The organism is Streptomyces microflavus (genome assembly GCF_014650075.1).
Classification (GTDB): domain Bacteria; phylum Actinomycetota; class Actinomycetes; order Streptomycetales; family Streptomycetaceae; genus Streptomyces; species Streptomyces microflavus.
Map to the genome: position 1 here is coordinate 31433 of NZ_BMUG01000013.1, position 17623 is coordinate 49055.

Sequence of the window (17623 nt, forward strand, 5' to 3'; positions counted from 1 at the left end):
CGCCGTTGTCAGTGGTGCGCCGTAGGGTGGTCGGGCTATGACGAAGCCATCCCTCCCCGAGCTCCTGCACGCCGCCGTCACCGCTGTCGGCGGTACGGAACGGCCCGGCCAGGCCGCCATGGCCGAGGCCGTCGCCGAGGCGGTCGACGACCAATCCCACCTGCTGGTCCAGGCCGGTACCGGCACCGGCAAGTCCCTCGGCTATCTGGTGCCCGCGCTGGCGCACGGGGAGCGGGTCGTCGTGGCCACGGCCACCCTCGCCCTCCAGCGCCAGCTGGTGGAGCGGGACCTTCCGCGCACGGTGGACGCCCTCCATCCGCTGCTGCGCCGGCGCCCGCAGTACGCGATGCTCAAGGGCCGCTCGAACTACCTCTGCCTCCACCGGCTCCACGAAGGGGTCCCGCAGGACGAGGAGGACGGGCTCTTCGACCAGTTCGAGGCGGCGGCGCCCTCCAGCAAGCTGGGCCAGGACCTGCTGCGGATGCGGGACTGGTCGAGCGAGACGGAGACCGGGGACCGGGACGACCTCACCCCCGGCGTCTCGGACCGGGCGTGGGCGCAGATCTCGGTCTCCTCGCGGGAGTGCCTCGGCGCGACAAAATGTGCGTACGGTGCCGAGTGCTTCGCGGAGGCGGCCCGCGAGCGCGCCAAGCTCGCCGATGTGGTCGTCACCAACCACGCACTGCTCGCGATCGACGCCATCGAGGGCGCCCCGGTGCTGCCGTCGCATGAGGTGCTGATCGTGGACGAGGCCCATGAGCTGGTCTCCCGGGTGACCGGGGTCGCCACCGGCGAGCTGACCCCGGCGCAGGTCAACCGGGCGGTCCGCCGGTCGGCGAAGCTGGTCAACGAGAAGGCCGCCGACGCGCTCCAGACCGCCGCCGAGGGGTTCGAGCGCGTGATGGAGCTGGCGCTGCCGGGGCGTCTTGAGGAGGTGCCCGAAGACCTCGGGTACGCGCTGATGGCGCTGCGCGACGCGGCCCGCACGGTGATCTCCGCGATCGGTGCCACCCGGGACAAGTCGGTCGAGGACGAGAACGCGGTCCGCAAGCAGGCCCTGGCCTCGGTCGAGTCGATCCACGGCGTGGCCGAGCGCATCACCCAGGGCTCGGAGTACGACGTCGTCTGGTACGAGCAGCACGACCGGTTCGGCGCCTCCGTGCGGGTGGCCCCGCTCTCCGTCTCCGGGCTGCTGCGCGAGAAGCTCTTCGCCGAGCGCTCCGTGGTCCTGACCTCGGCCACACTGAAGCTCGGCGGCGACTTCAACGGGGTGGGGGCGTCCCTCGGGCTCGCCCCCGAAGGGACCGCGGGCGACGACGTCCCGCAGTGGAAGGGGCTGGACGTCGGCTCCCCGTTCGACTATCCGAAGCAGGGCATCCTCTATGTCGCCCGGCATCTGAACACCCCGGGGCGCGAGGGGTCCCGCACGGACATGCTGGACGAGCTCGCCGAGCTGGTGGAGGCGGCGGGCGGCCGCACACTGGGGCTGTTCTCCTCCATGCGGGGGGCCAAGGCGGCCGCCGAGGAGCTGCGGGGACGGCTGGACAAGCCGATCCTGCTCCAGGGCGAGGAGACCCTCGGCGAGCTGATCAAGAACTTCGCGGCCGATCCGGAGACCTGCCTCTTCGGCACGCTCTCGCTCTGGCAGGGCGTCGATGTGCCGGGGCCGAGCTGTCAGCTGGTGGTCATGGACCGGATCCCCTTCCCCCGGCCCGACGACCCGCTGATGAGCGCACGCCAGAAGGCGGTCGAGGAGGCCGGCGGCAACGGCTTCATGGCGGTGGCCGCGACGCACTCCGCGCTGCTGATGGCGCAGGGCGCGGGCCGTCTCGTCCGGGCCACGGGGGACAAGGGCGTCGTCGCCGTGCTGGACCCGCGGCTCGCCAGCGCGCGGTACGGCAGCTATCTGCGGGCCTCGCTGCCGGACTTCTGGTACACGACGGATCCCCATCAGGCACGCCGTTCACTCGCAGCGATCGACGCCCTGGCCAAGGCGGACGGCAAGTAGGCGGGGGAGGGTCATAGGCAACGACGGAGCCCCGGGATCGCCGTAAAGCGTCCCGGGGCTCCGTCGTATCCGTGCGGTCAGCGACCGGCGCTCTTCACACCCGCCGCAGCACCGCCACCACCTTGCCGAGGATGGTCGCCTCGTCACCGGGGATCGGCTGGTACGCGGCGTTGTGCGGCAGCAGCCACACATGCCCGTCCTCGCGGCGGAAGCGCTTGACCGTCGCCTCGCCGTCCAGCATCGCGGCGACGATGTCACCGTTCTCCGCGACGGGCTGGCGGCGCACGGTGACCCAGTCGCCGTCACAGATCGCCGCTTCGATCATCGAGTCACCGACGACCTTCAGGACGAACAGCTCGCCGTCACCGACGAGCTGGCGCGGCAGCGGGAAGACGTCCTCGACCGACTCCTCGGCGAGGATCGGCCCACCGGCGGCGATCCGGCCCACCAGCGGAACGTAGGAGGCGGCGGGCTTCCCCGTCGTGTCGGTCGCCTGGGTGCTGGGCTGGTCCGATCCGCGCACCTCGTAGGCGCGGGGCCGGTGCGGGTCCCGTCGGAGGAAGCCCTTGCGCTCCAGGGCCATCAGCTGATGGGCGACGGACGACGTACTGGACAGGCCCACCGCCTGACCGATCTCCCGCATGGACGGCGGGTAGCCGCGGCGCTGCACGGAGTCGCGGATGACCTCGATGACCCGCCGCTGCCGGTCCGTGAGTCCCGAGCTGTCCGCCCTGATCCCTGGCGGCCTCCCGGGCAAGGAGCGCCCGGGTCGCGCGGGCTCGGGCCCGTCCGTGTTCGTGACTGAGTCATTCATGGCATGCACCGGCTCAAGTCGGCTCTGGGAGCGGTGGTCCCGGGCGGTGATGGTGGCACTGTCTGCGGTCGTGGTCACGTCGGCCCCTCTCGAATGTTCTCCCTAGCTGGACAACGGTAGTAGCTTTCGAAAGGTTGCGCCAAACACACGTTCGAGTGAAAAACGAATAAAGGGCCGCCGCGATGCTTCCCGCAGGTGTATGAGCACGGAGATGGAAGGTGCGTTCGGGGTTCTGCGGGCCCTCGCCGAGGCTGTGTCCAGTCTTTCATCCGGTTCCGCGCCCCGGGGCCCCGGCGGCTCGCGGCCCGCGCGATTCCCGTACCCTCTTGCCTGGCCCGCGCTCCCCCCGGCCGGTACCCGGGGCGCGACACGCGGTGGGGTCGAAATTGCTACTCAACCCTAGATCTAGTGGTTGGATCGTCCCGGCCACCCAGAAGTTGTGGTCCTGGGTTCATCCAGTCCAGGGCCATCGCCTATGCTGGGGACTGCCTCCCAGGGGCCCGCGAGGGTTGCCGACGGGGCTATTCAGTCGTGCTGTGAAGGAGGGTTGGGAGCCATGCACTGCCCCTTCTGCAGGCACCCCGACAGCAGGGTCGTCGACAGTCGCACCACCGACGACGGGACGTCGATCCGTCGCCGCCGCCAGTGCCCCGACTGCTCCCGCCGCTTCACCACGGTGGAGACCTGCTCGCTGATGGTCGTCAAACGCAGCGGTGTGACCGAACCCTTCAGCCGCACCAAGGTCATCTCCGGCGTCCGCAAGGCATGCCAGGGCAGGCCCGTCACGGAGGACGCTCTCGCCAAGCTCGGCCAGCGGGTCGAGGAGGCGGTGCGTGCCACCGGCAGTGCCGAGCTGACCACCCACGACGTGGGTCTGGCCATACTCGGCCCCCTGCAGGAGCTCGACCTCGTCGCGTACCTGCGCTTCGCGTCCGTCTACCGGGCGTTCAATTCTTTGGAAGACTTCGAGGCCGCCATCGTGGAGCTGCGCGCGCAGCGGCCCTCCGTGGAGGACTGCGGGAGCGGAGAGACCCTTGAGGTCCCCGCGCCTGCCATTGCCGCCGACTGAGCGGTACCGGCCCGTCACCGTCCGGCAGTAACTCCGCCGGTCGGTGACCGGGCGATTCAGAACCTGTCCCCGTGGCCCAGTGCGGCCCGCGGGACGACGGACACACACTGTGCCTGGGAAGAACTGGGCACTTCAGGGCGTTTTTGCCCACATATGGGAGGCGGCATGACAGAGACGGCGAGCGGCCCGGCGCGAGGTTCCCGCACCAAGGGGACCAAGGCGAGCAAGGGTCTGCGTATCGAGCGCATCCACACCACCCCCGGCGTGCATCCGTACGACGAGGTGACGTGGGAGCGCCGTGACGTCGTCATGACCAATTGGCGCGACGGCTCGATCAACTTCGAGCAGCGTGGCGTCGAGTTCCCCGACTTCTGGTCGGTGAACGCGGTCAACATCGTCACCAGCAAGTACTTCCGCGGCGCTGTCGGTACGCCGCAGCGCGAGACCGGTCTCAAGCAGCTGATCGACCGGATCGTGAAGACGTACCGGAAGGCCGGCGAGGAGAACAGCTACTTCGCCTCTCCCGCGGACGCCGAGATCTTCGAGCACGAGCTGGCCCACGCCCTCCTGCACCAGATCTTCAGCTTCAACTCCCCGGTCTGGTTCAACGTCGGAACGCCCCAGCCGCAGCAGGTCTCCGCCTGCTTCATCCTGGCCGTCGACGACTCCATGGAGTCGATCCTCGACTGGTACAAGGAAGAGGGCATGATCTTCAAGGGCGGCTCCGGCGCCGGCCTGAACCTCTCCCGTATCCGCTCCTCCAAGGAGCTCCTCTCCTCCGGCGGCAACGCCTCGGGACCGGTCTCCTTCATGCGCGGTGCCGACGCCTCCGCCGGAACCATCAAGTCCGGTGGCGCCACCCGCCGTGCGGCCAAGATGGTCATCCTCGACGTCGACCACCCCGACATCGAGGCCTTCATCGAGACCAAGGTGAAGGAGGAGGAGAAGATCCGCGCCCTGCGTGACGCGGGCTTCGACATGGACCTGGGCGGCGACGACATCACGTCCGTCCAGTACCAGAACGCCAACAACTCGGTCCGAGTGAACGACGAGTTCATGAAGGCCGTCGAGGCGGGCTCCAAGTTCGGGCTGCGCGCCCGGATGACCGGCGACGTCATCGAAGAGGTCGAGGCCAAGTCCCTCTTCCGCAAGATGGCCGAGGCCGCCTGGGCCTGCGCCGACCCCGGCATCCAGTACGACGACACCATCAACGCCTGGCACACCTGCCCGGAGTCCGGCCGGATCAACGGCTCGAACCCGTGCAGCGAGTACATGCACCTGGACAACACCTCGTGCAACCTCGCCTCGCTCAACCTGATGAAGTTCCTCAAGGACGACGGCCTGGGCAACCAGTCCTTCGAGTCCGAGCGCTTCTCCAAGGTCGTCGAGCTGGTCATCACCGCGATGGACATCTCGATCTGCTTCGCGGACTTCCCGACGCAGAAGATCGGCGAGAACACCCGCGCCTACCGCCAGCTGGGCATCGGATACGCCAACCTCGGCGCCCTCCTGATGGCGACCGGTCACGCGTACGACAGCGACGGCGGCCGCGCCCTGGCCGGTGCCATCACCTCGCTGATGACCAGCACCTCGTACAAGCGGTCCGCCGAGCTCGCCGCGGTCGTGGGCCCGTACGACGGCTACGCCCGTAACGCCGAGCCGCACCAGCGCGTGATGAAGCAGCACTCCGACGCCAACGCCAAGGCCATCCGCACCGACGACCTGGACGCCCCCGTCTGGGCGGCGGCGACGGAAGCCTGGCAGGACGTGATCCGGCTCGGAGCGAAGAACGGTTTCCGCAACGCGCAGGCCTCGGTCATCGCGCCCACCGGCACCATCGGTCTCGCGATGTCCTGCGACACCACCGGCCTGGAGCCCGACCTCGCCCTGGTCAAGTTCAAGAAGCTGGTCGGCGGCGGCTCGATGCAGATCGTCAACGGCACGGTGCCGCAGGCCCTGCGCCGCATGGGCTACCAGCCGGAGCAGATCGAGGCGATCGTCGCCCACATCGCCGACAACGGCAATGTGATCGACGCGCCGGGCCTGAAGGCCGAGCACTACGAGGTCTTCGACTGCGCGATGGGCGAGCGTTCCATCTCCGCGATGGGCCACGTCCGGATGATGGCGGCCATCCAGCCGTGGATCTCCGGTGCGCTCTCCAAGACGGTCAACCTGCCCGAGACGGCGACCGTCGAGGACGTCGAAGAGGTCTACTTCGAGGCGTGGAAGCTGGGCGTCAAGGCGCTCGCGATCTACCGCGACAACTGCAAGGTCGGCCAGCCCCTCTCCGCCAAGACCAAGGACAAGGAGAAGGAAGCGGTCACCGCGAAGGCCGAGGAGACCATCCGTACGGCGGTCGAGAAGGTCGTCGAGTACCGCCCGGTCCGCAAGCGTCTGCCCAAGGGACGTCCCGGCATCACCACCTCCTTCACGGTGGGCGGCGCCGAGGGCTACATGACCGCCAACTCCTACCCGGACGACGGTCTCGGTGAGGTCTTCCTGAAGATGTCCAAGCAGGGCTCGACCCTCGCGGGCATGATGGACGCCTTCTCCATCGCCGTCTCGGTCGGTCTGCAGTACGGCGTCCCGCTGGAGACGTACGTCTCGAAGTTCACGAACATGCGCTTCGAGCCGGCCGGTATGACGGACGACCCGGACGTGCGGATGGCCCAGTCGATCGTCGACTACATCTTCCGCCGCCTGGCGCTCGACTTCCTGCCCTTCGAGACCCGCTCCGCCCTCGGCATCCACTCCGCCGACGAGCGTCAGCGCCACCTCGACACCGGTTCGTACGAGCCGTCCTTCGAGGCGGACGGTGTGGACTCCGAGAGCCTGGCCCAGTCGGCCCCGGTGCAGCCCGAACCCCTGAGGGCGGTGGCGGCTCCCCGCGAGTCCGCCGAGAAGCCGGCTCCGGCGACGGCGCACACCTCGGCCGAGCTGGTGGAGATGCAGCTGGGCATCAGCGCGGACGCCCCGCTCTGCTTCTCCTGCGGTACGAAGATGCAGCGCGCCGGCTCCTGCTACATCTGCGAGGGCTGCGGCTCGACCAGCGGCTGCAGCTGACACCGGGCTGATCAGTACATGAGAGAGGGCGCCGACCACAGGTCGGCGCCCTCTCCAGTTCCCGGATCGGCGACGATCAGGGTGTGACGTACGGACGCAGGACCATGAGCGAGTCCTCCAGGGCGGCCACCATGGCGAACGGGAACCGGTCGAGCTCAAGACAGAGCGCGATGTCGTCGGGGTGGACGCCTTGACGCACCCCCTCCGCCAGCTCGGTGGCGGCGCGTGACGCGGCGGCGCGACGGAGGAAACCGGCGGCGTCCGTCCCGGCTCCGGTGGCCCGCCCGGCGATGTACTGGGCGCAGGCCAGATCCTCATCGGCCCGGCCGCCCTCGCCGGTGACCACGAACGTGACACTGCCACTCCCGCGTGCCCGCAGGACCTGGGCCGTCGCCTCCGCCACCACGAAGCCGGCGCACAGCACCAGCGAGGCGTCCTTGACCGCGAGAGCGCCGACCGTCCCCGCCGTGGTCTTCTGCACGACGGTCCGTCCGCCGAGGTCGGCCGAGCGCAGCAGGCCCGGCGAGTTGACCAGGGCGAACCCGGGCGCGGGCGGCCCGTCCTTGAGCGCCACCCACTCCGGGTGGCGGGCCGTGAGCGCCAGGGCGTCGTCCAGCGACTCGGCGAGAACGATCTTCTCCGCACCCCGGGCAAAGGCCCAGGCGGCCACGGTGAACGCGCGCATGACGTCGACGACGACCGCCACGGACGGGATTTCGGCCAGCTCGGCGATTCCGACGAAACGAGTCTCCATCCGGCTCATGATCGCGCAGGCCCGCCCCCGAGCAGCCGGAAAGTGATCCACTTCATGGCCGTTCGCGTCGGCTCGGGAGGGGGCGGCCCCCCTCCCGAGCCCACCGGCATTGGCCGGAACTGACCGATGCCGGTCAGACGCGGTCGCCCATCACCGCGGCGAACGCGTCGGGGTCGGCGTCGAAGCCCCGTACGTCCGAGCGGAACGCCCACTGTCCCGAACCGGTACGGGAGAACTCCGCGACGACCGCCGCCGTCGACCGGGCGACGCTCGCGAAGTCGTCCTCCAGCAGACTGGTGTAGCCCTCCAGTATCTGCACCGCGGTGCTGCCGACCTCCCCGAAGGTCTTGCGGCCCTCGCGCTGCTGGATGGCGACGCCGACGACCACCCGGCTGTAGGTGTCCGCGAGCCGGTCCAGCTCGATCGTCATGACCTCGTCGAATCCGAACCCCTGGCCGGTCCTGCTGTCCCGGTTCAGCGTGATGGTGCCGTCCGGCGAACGGCTGTCGAAATGCACCAGGTACGAGGGGCTGCCGTGCGGTGCGTCCGCCGGATAGGTGGCCGCGATGATGTCGAGGTCGTTGGCCGGTTCACCATGCGGGCTGGGGTCCCATTTGATCCGTACTTCGACCTTCTCGATGTCCTTGTTCGGAGTGCTCACCGGACTTCCCCTCCTGGCCGACGGTCCATGGACCGTTCTCGTCATCCGATCATGTACGGAACGGGCCGCACCGCCAACTGCCCCTGTGGTGGACGGCGGATTCGGGCCATGGGCCCGGTGTGCCGCGTGTGTTGCGTGAGGGGATCCGGTTCGGGTGGTCCGCGGGCGAGCGTGACCCAGGCCACGTTCCGCGCCGTACGATGGCGCGGTGCTGGTGAAGTGGATTCGCTGTTCCGTGGTGGACCGTCATGGTTTCGAGCGGGGGCAGCGGAAGTGGGCGGGGCTGCTCGGCGAGCCGGGGTTCAGGGGGCAGGGCGGCGGGTGGAGCCGAACACGCCCCGATGTCGCCCATGTCTTCGCGTTCTGGGACAACCGCGTCTTCTACGACTCCTTCATGGCCCGCGGCCACGACCGCCCGGCGACCGGACAGGCGGGCACGTTCCGCGACATGCAGGTCATGCTCTTCGAGCGGCGGTTCGATGTGAAGACGGGTTTTGAGCCCGAGTTCACGGACGTGGACGTCGTCAGGGTCGCGCACAGCAGCGTTCACGAGGACCGGGCCGAGCACTTCACGCTGATGCAGAAGCAGGTGTGGAACCCGGCGATGGCCGGTTCCCCCGGGATAGTGCGCGGCGTCTTCGGCGAGGCCCCCGGCAACGAGTTCCTGGTGCTCTCCATGTGGAAGTCGAGCGCCGAGCGGGGCAAGTACCGCGCCGACGGGGCGGAGCGCCTGGCGGCCCGCGCGCAGACCGAGACGGACGTGGCCGCCCTGTCGGGGGACGTCGTCGAGCTGGAACCCTCCTGGACGGTCTGACACCGGTCTTCTTCGGATGACGCGTGGTCTCTTCGGACCACGCGGAATCGCCGTCCACCACCTAGGGTCGGTTCATGGCACGACCGCAGCGCATTGTCCTCGTCCGGCACGGCGAGTCCGAGGGCAACGCCGACGACACGGTGTACGAGCGGGAGCCCGACCACGCGCTCCGGCTCACCGCGACGGGCCTGCGGCAGGCGGGGGAGACCGGAGCACTCCTGCGCGAGCAGTTCGGCCAGGAACAGGTCAGCGTCTACATCTCGCCCTACCGGCGCACCCACGAGACGTTCCGGGCCTTCGCCCTCGACCCCGCCCGGGTCCGGGTCCGCGAGGAGCCCCGGCTGCGCGAGCAGGACTGGGGCAACTGGCAGGACCGGGACGACGTACGGCTCCAGAAGGCCTACCGGGACGCCTACGGGCACTTCTTCTACCGCTTCGCCCAGGGGGAGTCCGGCGCGGACGTGTACGACCGGGTGGGCGCGTTCCTGGAGAGCCTGCACCGCAGCTTCGAGGACCCGGACCATCCCGAGAACGTCCTGCTGGTCACCCACGGGCTGACGATGCGGCTGTTCTGCATGCGCTGGTTCCACTGGTCGGTGGCCGAGTTCGAATCGCTCTCCAACCCGGGCAACGCCGAGACGAGGACCCTGCTCCTCGGCGAGAACGGCCGCTACACCCTCGACCGGCCGTTTCAGCGCTGGCGCACCCCTGAGCCGTACGGCCGTACCGGATAGAGTGGCAGGGCGATGACCGTTGATTCTGCTTCCGAGCGGCGCTTCGAACGCGCCCTGGCCAGCCTGCGTGGCCTGTCCGTGGGAGACGCCCTGGGCTCCCAGTTCTTCGTCCCGGTCAACTACCCGCTGCTCAAACAGCGCGTCCTGCCCCCTGGCCCCTGGCAGTGGACCGACGACACCGAGATGGCCTCCTCGGTCCTGGCCGTACTCGCCGACCACGGCCGTATCGACCAGGACGCGCTAGCCCACTCCTTCGCCGAGAACCACGACTTCGACCGGGGCTACGGGCCTGCCGTGAACCGGCTGCTCCGGCTCGTGCGGGAGGGCGGGGACTGGCGCGAGCTGGCCTCGGCGCTCTTCAACGGGCAGGGCTCGTGGGGCAACGGCTCGGCCATGAGGATCGCCCCGCTCGGCGCCTGGTACGCGGACGACCCGGAGCAGGCCACCCACCAGGCCGAGATCTCCTCGTACACCACGCACCAGCACCGTGAGGCCGTCGTCGGCGCGATGGCCGTCGCGGCGGCCGCCTCGCTCGCCGCGGCCCCGGGCGGCCCGCCGAAGCCCGAGGAGCTCCTGGACGGCGTGATCGCCCTCGTGCCCCGCAGCGCGGTCGGCGCCGGGCTGCGCAGGGCCCGCGACATGCTGGACTACAAGGACGCCGGCACGGTCGCCGCGGTCCTCGGCAACGGCCGCCGCACGAGCGCCCACGACACCGTCCCGTTCGCCCTCTGGTCGGCGGCCAGGAGCCTCGGCGACTTCGAGGAGGCCTTCTGGGTGACCGCCCAGGCGGGCGGCGACGTCGACACGACCTGCGCCATCGTCGGGGGCGTCGTCGCCGCGGGGGCGGCCGGGGCGCCGCCCGCCGCATGGCTGGCACAGACCGAGGAACCTCCCGGCTGGCTGGTCCCGGCGCACCACTGACCGCACGGCCGTCCGTCCGCTCCGGCGGGCGGACGGCCGCCGGGACGACTGTCACGGTCCTGCCACAGCCTCACTCTGAGTGTTCGCGAACACCGGTTCGGGAATACTCTTTCGGCCACGCCGCCTCTGTTTGATCTTCACGGGTCGATCTCCACGGGCGCGCGCCGAATGAGATGCCGGGACCGTGTGCCGCCCGAGGCCGCGCGCGGGAGCCCGGTGGGGGAGGGGTCCCATGTCCGAACAGAAGCCCGGGTCGCCGGAGTCGGCCGAGGCATCAGGCCCGCCGGCCGACGCCCCGCCGAACCCGCAATCGCCGTCGCCGTCACCGTCGCCGGGGCAGGCGTCCCCGGGGCAGGCGTCACCGGTCAAGGAGACGGCCGCGCCCCGGCCACCGGCCCCGCAGCCGGGCCCCTACGCGGCCCAGGGCGCCGAGCCCCCGGCCACCCCCGCGTACCTCCACGCCCAGCGGCAGCGGGCCCAGGGGGCGCAGCAGACCTGGCAGCCCGGCCGGCCCTGGCAGCCCCCGGTCAAGCGCCCCGGCGCGACGGCCAAGCTGCGTCCGGCCGCACCGCCCCTGATCCCGCTCGCCGTCCTCTGGGCGGTCCTGGCGACCGCCGTCCTCAGCGCGCTCCTGCTCGGCGACGGCCTCGGCGTGAACCTCCTGATCGTCGCCGTGCCCGCCGCCCTGGCCGCCGCCTTCGCCGCGCGGGCCGCCGGCCGTCGGCTGCGGCCCTGGACCGCCACCTGGGCCGTCGGCGGCCTCGCCCTGCTCGCGGTGCCGGCGCTCCTGGACGCGGGCTGGCCGACCTTCCTGGCCGTCGTGTCGGCCTTCGCCCTGGGCTCGCTCGCGCTGCACGGCAGCCGGAGCTGGCTCGGCGTGCTGATGGGTTCCGTGGGCACCCTGGACTCGGTCGTACCCGGGATCCGCTGGGGCTGGCGCGGGGTACGGGAGCGGGCCGACGACTCCCGGGGGCGCTGGGGCACCGTCGTACGCACCTCGGCCGTGGCCGTCGGGCTCCTCGTGGTGTTCGGGACGCTCTTCGCCAGCGCCGACGCCAACTTCGCCGACCTGCTGGGCCGGCTCACCCCCGACGTGTCGATCGTCGACGGCCCCTTGCGCACGTTCCTCTTCCTCGTGGGACTGGTGGGCGCGCTGGCCGCCGCCCGCACCGCCGCCGCACCCGTGCGCTGGGACGGGCTCAGCGTCAAGCCGGGCAAGCCCCGGGGACGTACGGAGTGGGCCCTTCCGCTCATCGTCCTCGACCTGCTCTTCGCCGCGTTCATCGCCCTCCAGCTCGTGGTGCTCCTCGGGGGCTACGACAAGGTGCACGAGAAGACCGGGCTCACCCACGCCGACTACGCCCGCCAGGGCTTCTGGCAGCTGCTCTGGGCCACCCTGCTCACCCTCCTCGTGATCGCCCTGGCCCTGCGCTGGGCGCCGCGCGGCGGCAGCCGGGACCGGACGCTGGTGCGCGCCGTGCTCGGCACCCTCTGCGTGCTCACCCTGGTCGTCGTCGCCTCGGCGCTGCGCCGCATGGACCTGTACGTCGACGAGTACGGGCTGACCAGGCTCCGGATCTCCGTGGCCGCGATGGAACTCTGGCTCGGCGTGGTGCTCGTCCTGATCCTCGCCGCCGGGGTCTTCGGCGCCAGGTTCCTGCCCCGCGCGATCGCGGTCAGCGCCGCGGCCGCCGTACTGGCCTTCGGGCTGATCTCGCCGGACGCGGTGGTCGCCCAGCAGAACGTGCAGCGCTTCGAGGACGACCGCACCTCGATCGACATCGACTACCTCAAGGACCTCTCCGCCGACGCCGTCCCGGCCCTGGACAAGCTGCCGGAACCGCAGCGCTCCTGTGCGCTCCGGGTCATCCAGGGCGAACTGCGCGGCTCCGGCTCCCCCTGGTACGCCACCAGCTGGAGCGAGGCCCGGGCCGAGGAGATCCTCCGGAAGCGCCCCGCGAACACCGACCGCCGCACCTGCTACGGGCTGGGCACGGACGGGGTACGGGAGGGCGTACGAGAGGGCGAACGGGACGGCTACGAGCAGGACCACGACGACTACGACCCCTACTGATCCCACCCGCTCCGGCGCCTGTCGGCCGAAACTCGGTGTGCACGGTGCCCCGGGGTGTTGCTGCCGTAGCTCTCGGCGTACGCTGGCTGGCGCCATGCCGTACGAACCACCCACGCACACCGTCGAGCGCTCGCTTCGCGCTACCACCGGTGCCAGGACCGTTGCCGGTGTCGACGAGGTCGGACGCGGGGCGTGGGCCGGACCCGTCACCGTGTGTGCCGCGGTCACCGGCCTGCGCCGACCGCCCGAAGGCCTCACCGATTCCAAGCTGTTGACGCCCCGGCGGCGCGCCGAACTCGCCCCCCTGCTGGAGAGCTGGGTCACCGCCCACGCCCTGGGTCACGCCTCTCCGCAGGAGATCGACGACCTCGGCATGACCGCGGCACTCCGGCTCGCCGCCGTACGGGCCCTGGAAGGGCTGCCGGTGCGGCCCGACGCCGTGATACTCGACGGCAAGCACGACTACCTGGGAGCCCCCTGGAAGGTCCGTACGGTCATCAAGGGCGACCAGTCCTGCATCGCGGTGGCGGCCGCCTCGGTCATCGCCAAGGTGTACCGCGACCGGATGATGGCCGAACTGGGCGGGGAGTCCGAGGAGTACACAGACTTCGCCTTCGGTGCCAACGCGGGGTACCCCTCGCCGGTGCACCGGGCCGCACTGGAGGAGCGGGGGCCCACACCCCATCACCGCCTCTCCTGGGCGTACCTGGACGCGCTGCCCCGGTGGCAGCACCTGAAGAAGGTCCGTTTTTCCGCCGAGGCGGCCGCACTCGAAAGCGGGGGCCAGCTCGGCTTCGAATTCTGATCGCGCGCAGGCGCCCTCCAGCGAGGCCGACGGACCATGTCGGCCCACGACAGACCACCTTCCTGCTCTTCTTCCCTTTCTCCCCCAGGAGCCTCAGATTCACGAGAGTGCCCAGGGTCCCCGCGTCGCTCCGGCCGCCGGCCGTACCGCGCCGACCCCCCGTCCCGTACCAGGTCCGCGTTCCGCGGCCACGCCGCGCCCCGGACGTCCGGGCCCCGGCCCCGCGCGCCCCACGCCTCCGGCGCAGCGCGCACAGCCCGCACCCGTGCCCGCAGCGCCCAAGAGGGCTCCGAGTGGGCCGGAGAATCGTTCCGCACCGCAGCTCCAGCTGATCCCGGCCCCGGCCGACGGCGCCCTCGACGCGGCGGAGGAGGCAGTCGATCTGCTGCTGGAGTCCGGCCGCGCACCGGGCGACATCCTGGTGCTCACCACCGGCCAGCAGCACCCGTGGGCCGCCCACGAGCTGTCCTTCGGCGAAGCCGCCTACTGGGCCCAGCAGGACGCGGGCGACGACGTCTTCTTCGCGGACGGCTCCGCGGTCGACCGGGCGAAGCCCCGGCCCGTGGTCGTCGTGGCCGTCAACGGGGATGCCGATGGCACCGTCGCCCGTGCGCTGCCCGTCGCGCGTGACCGTGCCGACGCGCTGTTGATCGTCTGCGGAGACCCGCAGACGATCAACTCCGCACTCGGCGCAGGCGTCTGAACCGTCCGGCCGGAGCGCCGGCTGCCCGCTCGGGCGCCCGGCACTCCGGCCGGACGGATGCTCGGCGCCGCCCGGTCACCGGGCGGCCGAGCGGCGCAGCGCCTCCGCCGCCCCGCCACCGGTCCGCGTCGGAGCGGGCGGCTGTCCGGCGACGGCGTCCGCCAGCGAGGCCGGCTCCGACAGCGAACTGGGCCGCCGTCCGCCCCGCCCTTCGCCGAGGACCTGCCAGCCCCCGCCGGTCAGGGTGATGTACGCACCGCACCGGAGACCGTGCAGGGTGCAGGCGTCCCGCAGCCCCCACATCCACGCCCCGTCCTCCTCGGTCCACCGTTCGTCGCCGTCACGGCAGTAGAGGAGCACGGCGGTACGCACCGGAGTGCGGCGCCGCAGATCGTGCGGGATGACGCGCCGCAGATGCGCCAGCAGGGCATTGCGGAAATCCCAGCCGTCGGCCGCCACCGTGTCCCGGCGCACGAACGAGGCGCTCGCCGTGAGCCGTTCCTCATGATCGAGGACCGCGACCACTGCGGTGGCAGGTGTCGGCCGGTGCCGGGAGTGCAGCCCGCTGACGACCTCCCGCGGGCTGCGCAGCAGCGGTATGCCCGCCGAGGCCCACTCGGCGGGTTCGAGCATCCGGGCAAGGCGGTTGACGGAGTCCGCGGAACCCGGAGATGCCGAGAACGCCGCTGTGGAAGTGGCTGCGGACGGGGCGAATCCGAAGGTCATGGTCCTCCCTTCGCTACGCGCCCATGGTGCGGGCAGGGTCGAGTGAGGGCGCGCCGCGGCACAGCCCTTCCGGGCCCGACGAGGAACTGTGCGGGAGCAGTCCCAATTCTTCCTGGCGTATCGGCAGGCGGCAACGAGCAATTGGTGCGGCTGACGGGAATCAGCCGGAATGACACTGATATCCCTGCCCAGCCCCGGTCCGGATGACGCCTACCGTCACGCCTGGACCGCGAGGACCAGCGGACACACCCCCTGAGCTCCGGCCCGCCGCAGCAGCCGCGCGGCGACGGCCAGCGTCCAGCCGGTGTCGGAAAGGTCGTCCACGAGCAGGACAGGACCACCGGCGGACTTCAGTGCCTGGGCCAGCTCCGGCTCGACGGTCAGGGCCTCGTGCAGCGCCCGGACCCGCTGCGCGCTGTTGGTCTGTGACATCGTCAGATCCTCGGTGCCCGGGGCGTACGTCACCGTCCCGAGCAGGGGCATCCGGCCGATCTCGGCGATGCGTCGGCCGAGGGACTCGACCAGCTGCGGCCGGCGGCGCGAGGCGACGGTGACCACACCGACCGGCCGGGGCGCGGCGTCCGGTGCGCCGGAGGCCCAGCCGCCGGGGCCCTTCGCCCAGTCCGTGAGCACGGTGACCACGGCGTCGGTGACATCGTCCGGCACCGGCGCGTCCGGTGCCTGTGCCGCCAGCATGGGGCGCAGCCGGTTGCCCCAGCCGATGTCGGAGAGGCGGCCGAGCGCCCGGCCGGTGGAGGAGAGTTCACCGGCGGGGATGCGCCCCTTGAGGTCGACGCCCACCGCGGAGAGACCGGTGGGCCACATCTTGCGGGGGACGACCTCCACTCCCGGGCGGCCCAGTTCGCTGCGGGCGCCGTCCAGGGCCGCGGTGGAGACCTTGTCGTCGAAGCGGACGCCCGCGCAGTTGTCACAGCGCCCGCAGGCGGTCGCCTCCTCGTCGTCGAGCCGCAGCCGCAGGAACTCCATCCGGCACGCCGTCGTGGTGGCGTAGTCCCGCATGGCCTGCTGCTCGGCGGCCCGCTGCCGGGCGACCCAGGCATAGCGCTCGGAGTCGTAGACCCATGGCTCGCCGGTGGAGATCCAGCCGCCCTTGACCCGCTTCACCGCACCGTCGACGTCCAGCACCTTGAGCATCGTCTCCAGGCGGGTCCGCCGGAGATCGACCAGGGGTTCCAGCGCGGGCAGGGAGAGCGGCCGCTCCGAGCCGGCCAGGACGTCCAGGGTGCGGCGCACCTGCTCCTCGGGAGGGAAGGCGACCGAGGCGAAGTACTGCCAGATCGCCTCGTCCTCCTTGCCGGGGAGCAGCAGCACCTCGGCGTGCTCGACCCCGCGCCCCGCGCGCCCGACCTGCTGGTAGTAGGCGATGGGGGAGGAGGGCGAGCCCAGGTGCACGACGAAGCCCAGGTCCGGCTTGTCGAACCCCATGCCCAGCGCAGAGGTGGCGACCAGCGCCTTGACGCGGTTGGCCAGCAGGTCGTCCTCCGCCTGCTGCCGCTCCGCGTTCTCGGTCCGGCCGGTGTAGGACGCGACCGGATGACCGTTCTGGCGCAGGTAGGCGGTGACCTCCTCGGCCGCCGCGACCGTCAGCGTATAGATGATCCCGGAACCGGGGAGCTCCCCGAGGTGGTCGCCCAGCCAGGCCAGCCGGTGCGCCGCGTTCGGCAGCCGGAGCACGCTGAGGCTCAGGCTCTCCCGGTCCAGCGGACCGCGCAGGACCAGGGCGTCCGTGCCCGCGCCCGTACCCAGCTGTTCCGCCACGTCCGCCGTCACGCGGGCGTTCGCCGTGGCGGTGGTGGCCAGGACCGGAACGCCGGCGGGGAGATCGGCGAGCATGGTCCGCAGCCGCCGGTAGTCCGGCCGGAAGTCGTGCCCCCAGTCGGAGATGCAGTGCGCCTCGTCGACCACCAGCAGCCCGGTCGCGGCGGCGAGCCGGGGCAGCACCTGGTCCCGGAAATCGGGATTGTTCAGCCGCTCGGGGCTGACCAGCAGGACATCGACCTCACCGGCGGCCACCTCGGCCTGGACGCTCTCCCACTCCTCCGTGTTGGACGAATTGATCGTCCGGGCGCTGATGCCTGCCCGCGCGGCCGCCGCGACCTGGTTGCGCATCAGCGCCAGCAGCGGCGAGACGATCACGGTCGGGCCGCTGCCCTGCGCGCGCAGCAGCGAGGTCGCCACGAAGTAGACGGCGGACTTGCCCCACCCGGTGCGCTGGACGACCAGAGCCCGGCGCTTGTCGGCGACGAGTGCTTCGATCGCCAGCCACTGGTCCTCGCGCAGCCGGGCCTTGCCCGTGGCATCCCCGACGAGGCGGGTGAGAACGGAGTCGGCCGAAGCCCTGAGTGCTGCACGATCTGCGTTGGTCATCCCCCCATGCAACCCGATGGCGACCACAAACCGCGAACGGCGGGGCGGGCCTGTGGATAACGTTATCCACAGGGGTCGCGGGATTCGGC

At 71.2% G+C, this 17623-nt stretch carries 14 protein-coding genes; 9 read left to right on the forward strand and 5 right to left on the reverse strand.

Going from position 1 to position 17623, the window contains the following annotated elements:
- Positions 1 to 37 precede the first annotated feature (37 nt).
- Complete coding sequence (locus IE264_RS31965) at positions 38 to 2008, forward strand: ATP-dependent DNA helicase (RefSeq protein ID WP_032757106.1); 1971 nt, start codon at positions 38 to 40, stop codon at positions 2006 to 2008.
- A gap of 94 nt (positions 2009 to 2102) precedes the next feature.
- On the opposite strand, the gene lexA is transcribed toward IE264_RS31965, so the two are convergent.
- Positions 2103 to 2900, reverse strand: coding sequence for a transcriptional repressor LexA (lexA, locus tag IE264_RS31970; protein WP_015611906.1), 798 nt, complete (start codon positions 2898 to 2900; stop codon positions 2103 to 2105).
- A gap of 478 nt (positions 2901 to 3378) precedes the next feature.
- Here lexA and nrdR point away from each other — a divergent pair, with 478 nt between their 5' ends.
- Both nrdR and IE264_RS31980 read left to right on the forward strand, forming a co-directional pair.
- Positions 3379 to 3891 carry a transcriptional regulator NrdR gene (gene nrdR / locus IE264_RS31975; RefSeq protein ID WP_015611907.1) on the forward strand — a complete coding sequence of 171 codons (513 nt, stop codon included), beginning with the start codon at positions 3379 to 3381 and terminating at the stop codon, positions 3889 to 3891.
- A gap of 165 nt (positions 3892 to 4056) precedes the next feature.
- Entirely contained in the window at positions 4057 to 6954 is a 2898-nt protein-coding gene (locus IE264_RS31980) for a vitamin B12-dependent ribonucleotide reductase (RefSeq protein WP_031125826.1), read from the forward strand.
- Positions 6955 to 7030: 76 nt separating this feature from the next.
- Here IE264_RS31980 and IE264_RS31985 read toward each other — a convergent pair whose 3' ends face one another.
- Positions 7031 to 7708 (reverse strand): 2-phosphosulfolactate phosphatase, encoded by a 678-nt coding sequence (locus IE264_RS31985; protein WP_032757107.1) that lies wholly within the window; start codon positions 7706 to 7708, stop codon positions 7031 to 7033.
- A gap of 133 nt (positions 7709 to 7841) precedes the next feature.
- Positions 7842 to 8369 (reverse strand): TerD family protein, encoded by a 528-nt coding sequence (locus IE264_RS31990; protein WP_032757108.1) that lies wholly within the window; start codon positions 8367 to 8369, stop codon positions 7842 to 7844.
- A 208-nt stretch (positions 8370 to 8577) separates the two neighbouring features.
- On the opposite strand from IE264_RS31990, the gene IE264_RS31995 reads away from it, so the two are divergent.
- From IE264_RS31995 to IE264_RS32020, 6 genes are all read left to right on the forward strand, one after another.
- Complete coding sequence (locus tag IE264_RS31995) at positions 8578 to 9183, forward strand: YdbC family protein (RefSeq protein WP_015611911.1); 606 nt, start codon at positions 8578 to 8580, stop codon at positions 9181 to 9183.
- Between the two features lie 74 nt (positions 9184 to 9257).
- Positions 9258 to 9917, forward strand: a complete 660-nt coding sequence (locus tag IE264_RS32000) for a histidine phosphatase family protein (protein ID WP_015611912.1) — start codon at positions 9258 to 9260, stop codon at positions 9915 to 9917.
- Between the two features lie 12 nt (positions 9918 to 9929).
- Positions 9930 to 10838: an ADP-ribosylglycohydrolase family protein gene (locus tag IE264_RS32005; protein ID WP_032757109.1), complete on the forward strand. Its 909-nt coding sequence runs from the start codon at positions 9930 to 9932 to the stop codon at positions 10836 to 10838.
- 232 nt (positions 10839 to 11070) lie between these two features.
- On the forward strand, positions 11071 to 12912 hold the full coding sequence (locus IE264_RS32010; RefSeq protein WP_032757110.1) for a DUF4153 domain-containing protein: 1842 nt from the start codon (positions 11071 to 11073) through the stop codon (positions 12910 to 12912).
- 94 nt (positions 12913 to 13006) lie between these two features.
- A complete protein-coding gene (rnhB, locus tag IE264_RS32015) occupies positions 13007 to 13717 on the forward strand; it encodes a ribonuclease HII (RefSeq protein ID WP_015611915.1) in 711 nt (236 codons plus the stop codon).
- 97 nt (positions 13718 to 13814) lie between these two features.
- Positions 13815 to 14420 (forward strand): hypothetical protein, encoded by a 606-nt coding sequence (locus IE264_RS32020; RefSeq protein ID WP_078657458.1) that lies wholly within the window; start codon positions 13815 to 13817, stop codon positions 14418 to 14420.
- A 75-nt stretch (positions 14421 to 14495) separates the two neighbouring features.
- On the opposite strand, the gene IE264_RS32025 is transcribed toward IE264_RS32020, so the two are convergent.
- Positions 14496 to 15146: a hypothetical protein gene (locus IE264_RS32025; RefSeq protein ID WP_032757112.1), complete on the reverse strand. Its 651-nt coding sequence runs from the start codon at positions 15144 to 15146 to the stop codon at positions 14496 to 14498.
- A gap of 216 nt (positions 15147 to 15362) precedes the next feature.
- Entirely contained in the window at positions 15363 to 17534 is a 2172-nt protein-coding gene (locus IE264_RS32030) for a RecQ family ATP-dependent DNA helicase (protein ID WP_032757113.1), read from the reverse strand.
- Positions 17535 to 17623: the final 89 nt, after the last annotated feature.